Here is a 9,979-nt window from a genome sequence, read left to right on the forward strand (position 1 = left end):
GGTGTCGACTGAGAGGCCGGTTTGAGGTGAGCGCAAAGCATCTTAGCTGCTCAGGCCGCCGAACAGGGTCGGCAGGTCGAGGGGGCGGAAGCCGTAGTGGTCGATCCAGCGTTGATCGGCGTCGAAGAAGGCGCGCAGGTCAGGCATGCCGTATTTGAGCATGGCGATGCGGTCGATGCCGATGCCCCAGGCGAAGCCCTGGTAGACGTCGGGATCGAGGCCCGCGTTGCGGATGACGTTGGGGTGGACCATGCCGCAGCCCAGGATTTCGAGCCAGTCGCTGCCTTCGCCGATCTTCACTTCCGAGCCGGAGCGGTCGCACTGCACGTCCACTTCCATGGATGGCTCAGTGAACGGGAAGAAGCTGGGGCGGAAGCGCAGGGTGACGTTGGGCACCTCGAAATAGGCCTTGAGGAATTCCTCGAGCACCCAGCGCAGCTGGCCGATATGGCTGGATTTATCAATGACCAGACCTTCGACCTGGTGGAACATCGGCGTGTGGGTCTGGTCACTATCGTTGCGATAGGTGCGGCCGGGCATGACCACGCGAATGGGCGGGTCCATGGGCGGGGTGATGTAGCCGGCAGCAGGCTTCTCGTTGGTGCGCTGCATCACGCGCATCTGCACCGGGGAAGTGTGCGTGCGCAGCACCTTCTTTACCCCGTCCGGGCCGGGCTTCATGAAGAAGGTGTCGTGCATTTCGCGCGCGGGGTGACCCTCGGGGAAGTTCAGCGCGGTGAAGTTGTAATAGTCGGTCTCGATATCGGGCCCTTCGGCGATCGAGAAGCCCATGTCCGAGAAGATCGCGGTGATCTCGTCGATGGTCTGGGAGATGGGGTGGATGCGGCCCTTGGCGGTGGGAGCCGTTGGCAGGGGCAGAGTGATGTCGACGGTCTCGTCCTTGAGGCGTGCGTCGAGCGCGGCAGATTTGAGAGCCGTGCTCTTGGCTTCGATCAAGCCGGCGATCTCGCCCTTGAGGCCGTTGATGGCCGGGCCGGCGCTCTTGCGCTCTTCGGGCGCCATGGAGCCGAGTGAAGCCAGCAGCGCCGAAACACTGCCTTTCTTGCCCAGGGCTGCGACCCTTACCGTATCTAGGGCAGCGTCGTCGCTGGCAGCGGCAATGGCGGCCGAGAGTTCGGTGCGGAGGGTCGAGATTTGTTGTTCGAGCGACATCGAAAACCTCAGTAGACCTCATCCTGAGCCTGTCGAGGGACGAGGGCGTGGCAGGATCGGTGTGACCGACCTCGTGGTTCGACAAGCTCACCATGAGGTCTCAGGAAACTCAGCGCTATAGACCAAAACAAAACGCCCCGCGCCAGCCCCTAAAGGGCGGCGCAAGGCGTCAATTTGACCTCAGCAGGGCTGGGAGAGTTAGGCGGTGACGCGCTTGTGGGTGGTGTCGTCGACACCTTCCAGATACGCGAGCGCAGCCTTGGCCTTGGCGACCAGCGCACCGAATGCTTCGGGCTGGGTGATCGCGAGATCGCTCAGCACCTTGCGGTCGACAGCGATCTCAGCCTTGCTGAGGCCGTCGATAAATCGGCCGTAGGTCAGCCCGTAATCACGGACGGCAGCGTTGATACGCTGGATCCAGAGGGCGCGGAAATTGCGCTTCTTGACGCGACGATCGCGGTAAGCGTACTGGCCGGCCTTTTCGACGGCCTGCTTGGCGATACGGATCGTCGACTTGCGGCGGCCATAATAGCCCTCCGCAGCCTTCAAAACCTTCTTATGACGGGCGTGATTGGTAACGCCTCTTTTAACGCGTGACATGTGTCAGCTTCCCTTCAGCGTTAGCGGTTGTACGGCATGTACCACTTGACCAGACCCTCGTCGCCCTTGGACAGGATCTTGGTGCCGCGGTTGGTGCGGATGTACTTGGCGTTGTGGTTGATCAGGCGGTGGCGCTTGCCGGCGACGCCTGCCTTGACACGACCGGTCGCTGTGAAGCTGAAGCGCTTTTTGGCGCCAGACTTCGTCTTCATCTTGGGCATTTTGCGGGTCCTTTAGATGTGTTCGGATGGATTTGGGCCCATCGCATTCAAAGACCGCCACGGCATGCCTTTTGGCCGGGCGGTCCGGAGAAGTCGGCTCTATAGGGGGAAAGCGGGGTTATGGCAAGAGGCTGGCACTGGTGATCCGCAGTTCTGGGGACAATCCGGTCAGGAGCGACCGGCGGCAAGCATGGGTTGCAGATGATCCTCGAACAGCAGGCCCGGCCGAGCGGCCAGGGCGGCGCCATATCGAGCTTCGGCCGCAAGCGAGATGTCGAGAAAGCCTACCAGCCCGTCCACATCCTCGTTCGGCAGGCCGTAATAGCCATCGAGCAGCCGCTGCCTGATGGTGGTCTTGGAAGCGATCATTCCTGCGGCGACGTCCTTGCCGTTGCTCATGGAGCTTTCGCGCTTGATATAGTCATGCAGCGGAGTGCCAAGATGGAATGAGCGGGGAGCGGTGCGATAGAGCTGGAGCAGGAATTCAAGGTCCGTCATGTTGCTCATGGTCGCGTCGTAGCGGCCGTCGGCGCGGCGGCGATCCCAAACCAGCATGGAATCCATGGATAGGCTGACCCATTTATGTTGGCCGGGGCTCATCTCACGGTCGGGTCCGGTGCCTACGAAGCGGAGATGCCCGAAGCGGTCGGTCATGACGTCCAGCGCCGTGGTGACGATGGCGTGGGTCTGGAGCGCTGCCACGGCCTTTTCGAGCTTCTGGGGCTTGAGGCGATCATCTGCATCGAGGATGCCGGCATAGGGCGCGGTGATGGCGTCGAGCGCTACATTGCGCGTATTGGAGGCGCCGCGCCCGGTGCCGCCGCTCGAAAGGTAGCGGATGCGGCTATCGCTGATGCCGGCCTGGGCCAGGAACTGTTCATAGTCTGCGTTATCATCGGCGACGAGCCACAGCTCCCAATCGGCATGGGTCTGCGCGATGACGCTGCGGACGGTTTCGGCAATCGTCGCTTGCGCATTCCAGGCGGGGGTGATGATTGCGACAGTCTGGCTCATGAAACACTCTGGTCTTGAACAGGCTTCCTGCCTGCCCCATATCTCGGTTCAGGCGGACGATGCCACTCTTTAAGGGTCGGACGCCATAACGTTGCTTGATTTTCAAGGACGGATTGCATGTCGCGTATCTCAGTGTTTTCTGCCCCCTTTCTCCTCGGCTTTGAAGGCCTTGAGGAACGTGCCGACCGCCTTGCAAAGTCGGCCGATGGCTATCCGCCCTACAATATCGAGCGCAGCATTACCGAGGACGGAACCGAACGGTTCCTGATTTCGATAGCGGTTGCCGGATTTGAGCCCAGCGAACTCGAAGTTCTGGCCGAAGATGGCCAGATCCTGGTGCGCGGCAAGCAGAAGGATGAGCCCGGACGCGAGTTCCTGCATCGTGGGATAGCGGCGCGGCAATTCCAGCGTTCATTTCTTCTTGCTGAGGGGATGATCGTTAAGGATGCAACTTTAGGGCATGGGTTGCTCGTTGTTGCTATAGAGCGCCCCAACGCGCCAAAGATCGCCCGCCGTATCGAAATTCGCTCAGTTTGAGGAAAGGGCCGACAAATGTATGAGAAAAATAGCAACGAGGCCGCTGGCCACGCGTACCACAATCCTCTCAAGTCCCTGACACGGGCGCAGTTTGCCGCCCTTGGCGGCGATGCAGTGGCCTATGTCCGCCCGGTAAGCGGCGCGGTGCTCAGCTCCATGATCACGGAAGCCGAGTTCGAGGCCGAGACGGAATATCAATTGCTGATGTCAGCCGATGGCACCCCATTGCTGGTGACCGACACCGAAGATGCGGTGGTGGACTGGCTGGGTGACAAGAATCTGGGCTTGGCGACCCTGCACTAGGGGCAAAGGACCAATGGCCGGAATTGGAAGACCCTGCGGCTTGAGCGGCCGCAGGGTCTTTGTTTTTTGCGCTGATCAGGCCGCGTGTTCGGTGGGCTCGGCGGTCAGCAAGGCGTGGATCTTGGCCGGATCGGTCTGGCGGCGGAGCTGATCCACCACCTGCTCGGTGCGCAGCATGCGCGCAAAGCGCGACAGGGCCTTGAGGTGGTCGGCCCCTGCCCCGACAGGCGCGAGCAGCATGACCACGATGTCGACGGGTTGATCATCGACCGCGTCGAACTCGATCGGCTGTTCGAGCCGGGCGAATAGCGCCGTCACGTGCTTGAGGCCCGCAACCTTGCCGTGGGGAATGGCAATGCCATTGCCCAGACCCGTCGAACCCAGCTCCTCGCGGCTTTTGATCGCCTCGAGGATGGTCTGGACGGGTAGCTCCGTCAAATCTGCTGCACGGGCAGCGAGGTCTTCAAACAACTGGCTTTTGGTTTTCACTGCAGTGCAATAGAGCACGGCGCGCTTAGCCAGGATATCGGCCAATTCCATTCACTTCGCCTTGGGATTTACCAGATTAGGGCTCCGGCGCCACTCTCAGTTTGCGCCCAGGGCTGGATCGATCCAGCCAATATTGCCATCGGAGCGGCGGTAGACCACATTCAACCCGCCATGTCCAGCATGGCGGAACATCACGACCTGGCTACCGCTCAGATCCAGCTCCATGACGGCCTCCTCAACGCTGAGCTGGCGCAGGCTTTTCGTGGTCTCGGCAATGACGGGGGGAGCGTAGTCTTCGTCGAGTTCATCGAGGTCGCTGCCGGAGCCAAAAACGGTATATGAGGCGGTCACCCCATCCTCGGAACCATTGATGCCACGGGGGCGCTGCTTGAGCTTGCGGTTGTAGCGGCGCAGGCGTTTTTCGATGTTGAGCGCCATCACTTCATAGGCAGAGGTCGGGTCTCCGCCCTGGGCGCTCGCCTGCAGCACGACGCCGGAATCCAGGTGCACCACGCAATCGGCGCGGAACCCCACACCATCGGGGGTCAGGGTGAGATGGCCATCATAGCCGCCGTCGAAATATTTGCCGACGACATTGGCGAAATGATCTTCGGCTTTGCCGCGCAAGGCGTCGCCGACGTCCATGTTCTTTCCTGAAACGCGTAGGGTCATGGCTTCCTCTTCCTTGTTGTCGTTGGACACGAGGATCTCCGAAGCCGTTTCCCGGTTTCGGGATCACGTCTGCCGCTTGCCCCACCGATGTGGGGAGACGACAGCCATGATGCTAGTCCCCCATGTACTCAGGACGCAATGCGTGAGTGGGCCTTCCGGTTCGTTTATGGCTTGGACTTCGCCATAGAATGGCCTTAGCCTTCGCGGGGCTCGGGACGATTCAGCCGACGCTGGCGAGATTCTTCTTTTGCCGGCGGCGCATCACCGACGAGGGGATGTTCATGCCCTCGCGATATTTGGCGACCGTGCGGCGCGCGACATCGATGCCTTGTTCCTTTTTGAGGATTTCCGCGATGGTATCGTCGGACAGGATGTTGGCCAGTTGCTCGGCTTCGATCAGCTGCCGGATGCGATGGCGCACCGCTTCGGCGGAGTGATCGCCGCGACCATCGCTCGAGGCAATGGCGGTGGTGAAAAAGTATTTCAGCTCATAGAGGCCGCGCGGGGTGGCGATGTACTTGTTGGCCGTCACGCGGCTGACGGTGGATTCGTGCATGTCGATGGTTTCGGCGACCATCTTGAGTGTCATGGGGCGCAGATGGGCAATGCCGTGGGTTAAAAAGCCATCCTGTTGCCGCACGATCTCGGCGGCGACCTTGAGAATGGTCTGGGCGCGCTGATCAAGGCTCTTGGTGAGCCAGTTGGCCGTTTGCAGGCAATCGCTGAGGAAGGCCTTCTCGGCCGGGTTGCGAGCCTTCTTGGTGACGGTGGCGTAGTAGACGCGGTTGACCAGGACCTTGGGCAGGGTTTCGCTGTTAAGTTCGATCTGCCAGGCGCCATCGGGGCCGCGGCGCACGAAAACATCGGGCACGACCGTTTCCACCGGGCCGCTATCGAAGGCGAGACCCGGCTTGGGATCGAGCTGGCGGATTTCGGCCAGCATATCCATGAGGTCTTCGCGGTCGCAGCCGATGGCGCGCATCAGCCCGGTCATGTTGTGCTCGGCCAGCATGCCGATATTGTCGAGCAGGGCCTGCATCATGGGGTCGAGCCGGTCGCGCTCGCGCAGCTGCATGGCAAGGCATTCGGGAACGGTGCGGGCGAAGACGCCGATGGGATCGCAGCCCTGGAGGGCTTCCAGCACGGCTTGGATATCGGCGAGCTCGGCGCCAAGCTGTTCGGCCAGCGCATCGAGATCGGTAGCGAGGTAGCCAGCCTCGTTGAGACCGTCGATCAAATGGCGGGCGATGAGCCGGTCGGCCTGGGTGCGCAGGATCATGTTGGCCTGCCGCTCCAGATGCTCGCTCAGCAAAGGGCGGGAGGCGACGAACTGGTCGATGTCGGGGGCCTCGCCACTTTCGCTGGCGCCGTTGCGGTCGAGCCGGCTTTGCGGATTGAGCTGATCCTGGGCGCCTTGGTCGGGAAAGACGTTTTCGACAGCGGTATCGTAGCCATCGGCGATGGAAGTGGCGTCCTGGATGCGGTCGGAGCGATCGACCGTGTCCTCGTAGGCGCTGATTTCGGTAGAGCGCTCGGGCGGTTCGCCGGGTTCGTCGGCTTCGGAGCCTTCCTCGCGTTCGAGGAGCGGATTGCGCAGCAGTTCGGTTTCGACGAAATCGTTCAGCTCAAGATGGCTCAGCTGCAGCAGACGGATCGACTGCATCAATTGCGGCGTCAGTGTCAGGCTTTGAGCCTGGCGAAACTCCAGACGCGGCGAAAGAGCCATATAGGGTAGACCTTAGCGCAAATAACTTGGCCTCAAGGGCCGTTTTTCCGGGCGGACCATGACTCATTTTTGGGCAGGGGGCAAGGGTAAGGGCAAGTTCCATGCCAAGTGGCTAGATCTCGAAATTCTCGCCCAGATAGACCCGCCTTGCATCGGGGTCGGCGCTGATGGTCTCGGGGCGGCCCTGGATCATTACCTTGCCGCCGTGGATGACATAGGCGCGATCGACCAGCCCCAGGGTTTCGCGCACGGCGTGGTCGGTGATCAGGACGCCGATGCCGCGCTGGGTCAATTGCTTGACCAGTCCCTTGACCTCGGCGACGGCGATGGGGTCGACGCCGGCGAAGGGTTCGTCGAGCAGCATGAACACCGGATCGGCCGCTAGCGCCCGGGCGATTTCGACGCGGCGCCGTTCGCCACCCGAGAGGGCGAGGGCATTGGCGTTTGCCAGATGCTCGATGGAAAATTCCTCGAGCAGGGACTGCAGGCGCGCCATTCGCGCAGTCTTGTTGCGGATATGGTTTTCCAGCACCGCCAGGATATTACCGCTTACCGACAGGCCGCGGAAAATGGAGGGCTCCTGGGGCAGGTAGCCAATGCCCAGGCGCCCGCGCTGGAACAGCGGCAGATGGGTGATGGCACGGCCATCGAGGCTGATGGCGCCGTGATCGGGTTTGACCAGGCCCATGATCATGGTGAAAACGGTGGTCTTGCCCGCCCCATTGGGACCGAGCAGGCCCACGGCCTCCCCGCGGCGCACGGCGATGGACACGTCGCGCACCACCACGCGCTTGCCAAAGCTCTTGGCGAGGCTGTGGGCGACCAGCCAACCGGTCTGGTCGATGCGCGGCTTGGCTGGCGCTTCGCTCATTGGGACGTGAACACCCCGGTCACCCGGCCATTTCCGGTGGAGGTGAAGGTGGAAACATTGGTGGCGAGATTGACCACCAGTTCGCTGGAATCCACCGTGCCACTCGGGTTGGTGACCTTGACGTTGCCGGTCAGACGCAGCAGCTGATCGCCCGGATTGAATACCGCCCGCTCGCCGGTGGCCTTCTGGTCGGGGGTGTCGAGCGTTACCGCACCGGTAGCGACGAAACTCTCGATATCGCTGGCGCCGCCGGCCCCATAGATGGCTTCGACCTTGTTGGCATGAACGGTGACGCTGGGATGAACCACCACCACATTGCCGGTGAACACCGCCTGCTTGGTTTTTTCGTCGACGGTGAACTGATCGGCAGTGATGTTGACCGGCTGCTGGGCAGCAACGGGCGCAATCAGCAGGAAAAAGGCGAGCAGGGCGGCGATGGATCGGGTCATGGTGTCGGGTTTCCGGGCGCCTGGCTTCCGGGCGTTTCGGGCAAGGTGACGTCAGCCTGATTAAATGTCCAGTTGGCTTGCTCGAGATCGTAGGCCATTCCTACGGCGTCAAGGGTGGTGCCATCGGCATATTGTATGCTCACCGGCCCCTGCCCCACCAGCGCCTGGCTGGCATAATCGAACACGGAATCAACGACGACGCCCGTGGTGCCGGTGGAATCCTCGACATAGGCGAGATCCTTGATGGTGACGGTCTCGTTATTGGTGTCGAGCACGGCAAATTGCGCGTTGACGTTGATCATGACGCCGTCGACCTTGGTCATGGTGAGGCCGGCCTCGGTGAGCGAAATCAGATCGGTTGCCGTGGGTGACGCCTTGGCCGTGGCGGCGCTGACGCTATAGGTGGTTCCATTGCCCAGAATGCCTGAATATTCCGGCGCCTCGACCGAAATAGTGTCCGGCGTGACCGAGACCTGGCCGATGCTGAAGCTGTCTCCCAGGCTGGACACGTAAATCTGGATCAGCAAGGCGACCAGGATCACCAGGCCCAGAAGCGGCACGCCGATGCGCAACACGCCCACAACCCTGTTGCGGGATTGAAGGCGGCGGTAGATCGCCTGCCGGTCCTGGTGCGCATGGGTGGCCATATCAGCGATCAGCTATGGGCGAAAATATCGGTTTCGTCCCAGCCCAGCAGATCGAGCTCGCAGCGCGTCTTGAGGAAATCGAAGCATTGCTGGGCCAGTTCCGTGCGGCCTTCGCGCTTGAGCATGCGATCGAGATGACGCTTCAGATCATGCAGATAGAGCACGTCGGAAGCCGCATATTCGAGCTGGGCATCGCTGAGCTTGTCGCCGCCCCAATCCGAGCTCTGCTGCTGCTTGGACAGATCGATGCTGAGCAGTTCGCGCACCAGATCCTTGAGGCCATGGCGATCGGTATAGGTGCGCACGAGCTTGGAGGCAATCTTGGTGCAATAAACCGGGCCGGTGACGACGCCGAAGCGGTTCTTGAGCACGGCCACGTCAAAGCGCGCATAGTGGAAAATCTTGGTGACGCCGGGATCGGACAACAGCTTGACCAGGTTCGGCGCCTCGGTCGCGTCCTGCGGGATCTGCACCACATCGGCGCTGCCATCGCCGGGCGAAAGCTGGATGACGCAGAGGCGATCGCGATGGGGATGCAGGCCCATGGTCTCGGTATCGATGGCAACTTCGCGGCCATAGTTGGAAAGATTTGGCAGATCGCCGCGGTGCAGTCTGATGGCCATGATGTGCTCGTTGTTGGGGTGTTGGGTTTCTCTTGGCACAGCAAGTGGGCGTTGGGAAGGCGTGCGGAAGCACCGCCTCGAACGCGGGTATCTATCAGCGTGCACGTGGCGAGGCCCTGCCCCGGTAAGTTTTAGTGTGTGAGACAAAGCCTCGCCACATGCGATGGGATTTGCGGCGCGCGCGACTCTGGCTCCGGGCCGCCATAGACCCGGTAACACTTCCGCTTGCCTGCGGGGATCACGACATCCCTGCCCCATCTGACAACAACACTAGCCGGTTCGCGCGACCCGCTGATCGTGAGGTTGGTATGGGGGAGAATAGTGTGTGGGAGATGGAGGGGGAGAAGATGGATAGATTTGGGGGGGCGGGAGGTCCCCACCCGCGCCGGGCTATAGCAGATGAACAGCGTTCAAGGCTCTATCGTCCCCTCGCCCCTTAGGGGAGAGGGTAGCGCCGCCAGGAGCGCCAGCGAGGTGGCAGAGCTAGGGGTGAGGGGTGCGATGCTGGGACATCACCCATCTTGCAGCATCGCACCCCTCACCCGGCGCTGCGCGCCGACCTCTCCCCTGAGCAACCGTGTTTGGTGTCAATCCATGTTGGTTTTCCATAGGGTATTGCTGGCGAGCACGGCGTTGGCGGTTATGATGAGCTTT

General features: G+C 61.6%; 12 protein-coding genes and 1 pseudogene. 2 read left to right on the top strand and 11 right to left on the bottom strand.

The features are described from left to right. Positions 1-42: 42 nt before the first annotated feature. From pheS to C8264_RS21410, 4 genes are all read right to left on the bottom strand, one after another. Positions 43-1,173: a phenylalanine--tRNA ligase subunit alpha gene (pheS, locus tag C8264_RS21395; protein ID WP_108463013.1), complete on the bottom strand. Its 1,131-nt coding sequence runs from the start codon at positions 1,171-1,173 to the stop codon at positions 43-45. 198 nt (positions 1,174-1,371) lie between these two features. Next, positions 1,372-1,773, bottom strand: a complete 402-nt coding sequence (gene rplT / locus C8264_RS21400; protein WP_108463014.1) for a 50S ribosomal protein L20 — start codon at positions 1,771-1,773, stop codon at positions 1,372-1,374. A gap of 20 nt (positions 1,774-1,793) precedes the next feature. Continuing rightward, a complete protein-coding gene (gene rpmI, locus C8264_RS21405) occupies positions 1,794-1,994 on the bottom strand; it encodes a 50S ribosomal protein L35 (protein WP_035099236.1) in 201 nt (66 codons plus the stop codon). Between the two features lie 168 nt (positions 1,995-2,162). Further along, on the bottom strand, positions 2,163-3,008 hold the full coding sequence (locus C8264_RS21410) for a glycosyltransferase family 2 protein (protein ID WP_108463015.1): 846 nt from the start codon (positions 3,006-3,008) through the stop codon (positions 2,163-2,165). A 117-nt stretch (positions 3,009-3,125) separates the two neighbouring features. On the opposite strand from C8264_RS21410, the gene C8264_RS21415 reads away from it, so the two are divergent. Together C8264_RS21415 and C8264_RS21420 are read left to right on the top strand one after the other, a co-directional pair. Next, positions 3,126-3,545: an Hsp20 family protein gene (locus C8264_RS21415; protein WP_108463016.1), complete on the top strand. Its 420-nt coding sequence runs from the start codon at positions 3,126-3,128 to the stop codon at positions 3,543-3,545. A gap of 15 nt (positions 3,546-3,560) precedes the next feature. After that, complete coding sequence (locus C8264_RS21420; protein ID WP_108463017.1) at positions 3,561-3,848, top strand: DUF1150 family protein; 288 nt, start codon at positions 3,561-3,563, stop codon at positions 3,846-3,848. A gap of 75 nt (positions 3,849-3,923) precedes the next feature. On the opposite strand, the gene C8264_RS21425 is transcribed toward C8264_RS21420, so the two are convergent. The 7 genes and pseudogenes from C8264_RS21425 to C8264_RS21455 form a co-directional block, all read right to left on the bottom strand. After that, positions 3,924-4,388 (bottom strand): PTS sugar transporter subunit IIA, encoded by a 465-nt coding sequence (locus tag C8264_RS21425; protein ID WP_108463018.1) that lies wholly within the window; start codon positions 4,386-4,388, stop codon positions 3,924-3,926. A gap of 45 nt (positions 4,389-4,433) precedes the next feature. After that, positions 4,434-5,039 carry a ribosome hibernation promotion factor gene (locus C8264_RS21430; protein ID WP_342748718.1) on the bottom strand — a complete coding sequence of 202 codons (606 nt, stop codon included), beginning with the start codon at positions 5,037-5,039 and terminating at the stop codon, positions 4,434-4,436. Between the two features lie 190 nt (positions 5,040-5,229). Further along, complete coding sequence (gene rpoN, locus C8264_RS21435; RefSeq protein ID WP_108463019.1) at positions 5,230-6,735, bottom strand: RNA polymerase factor sigma-54; 1,506 nt, start codon at positions 6,733-6,735, stop codon at positions 5,230-5,232. 112 nt (positions 6,736-6,847) lie between these two features. Then, a complete protein-coding gene (gene lptB / locus C8264_RS21440; protein WP_425430706.1) occupies positions 6,848-7,768 on the bottom strand; it encodes an LPS export ABC transporter ATP-binding protein in 921 nt (306 codons plus the stop codon). Then, positions 7,672-8,055 (bottom strand): annotated as a pseudogene (locus tag C8264_RS21445) (LptA/OstA family protein); the annotation flags it as partial. The pseudogene C8264_RS21445 and the gene lptB, both read right to left, overlap by 97 nt. Then, a complete protein-coding gene (locus tag C8264_RS21450) occupies positions 8,052-8,702 on the bottom strand; it encodes a hypothetical protein (protein WP_108463022.1) in 651 nt (216 codons plus the stop codon). The pseudogene C8264_RS21445 and the gene C8264_RS21450, both read right to left, overlap by 4 nt. A gap of 8 nt (positions 8,703-8,710) precedes the next feature. Further along, entirely contained in the window at positions 8,711-9,325 is a 615-nt protein-coding gene (locus C8264_RS21455) for a ribonuclease D (protein ID WP_108463023.1), read from the bottom strand. Positions 9,326-9,979 lie beyond the last annotated feature (654 nt).

The organism is Devosia naphthalenivorans, assembly GCF_003056355.1.
Lineage (GTDB): Bacteria > Pseudomonadota > Alphaproteobacteria > Rhizobiales > Devosiaceae > Devosia > Devosia naphthalenivorans.

Excerpts from the sequence above, each read along its gene's own strand:
- pheS (WP_108463013.1), bottom strand. The coding sequence starts at position 1,173 with ATGTCGCTCGAACAACAAATCTCGACCCTCCGCACCGAACTCTCGGCC.
- rplT (WP_108463014.1), bottom strand. The coding sequence starts at position 1,773 with ATGTCACGCGTTAAAAGAGGCGTTACCAATCACGCCCGTCATAAGAAG.
- rpmI (WP_035099236.1), bottom strand. The coding sequence starts at position 1,994 with ATGCCCAAGATGAAGACGAAGTCTGGCGCCAAAAAGCGCTTCAGCTTC.
- C8264_RS21410 (WP_108463015.1), bottom strand. The coding sequence starts at position 3,008 with ATGAGCCAGACTGTCGCAATCATCACCCCCGCCTGGAATGCGCAAGCG.
- C8264_RS21415 (WP_108463016.1), top strand. The coding sequence starts at position 3,126 with ATGTCGCGTATCTCAGTGTTTTCTGCCCCCTTTCTCCTCGGCTTTGAA.
- C8264_RS21420 (WP_108463017.1), top strand. The coding sequence starts at position 3,561 with ATGTATGAGAAAAATAGCAACGAGGCCGCTGGCCACGCGTACCACAAT.
- C8264_RS21425 (WP_108463018.1), bottom strand. The coding sequence starts at position 4,388 with ATGGAATTGGCCGATATCCTGGCTAAGCGCGCCGTGCTCTATTGCACT.
- rpoN (WP_108463019.1), bottom strand. The coding sequence starts at position 6,735 with ATGGCTCTTTCGCCGCGTCTGGAGTTTCGCCAGGCTCAAAGCCTGACA.
- C8264_RS21450 (WP_108463022.1), bottom strand. The coding sequence starts at position 8,702 with ATGGCCACCCATGCGCACCAGGACCGGCAGGCGATCTACCGCCGCCTT.
- C8264_RS21455 (WP_108463023.1), bottom strand. The coding sequence starts at position 9,325 with ATGGCCATCAGACTGCACCGCGGCGATCTGCCAAATCTTTCCAACTAT.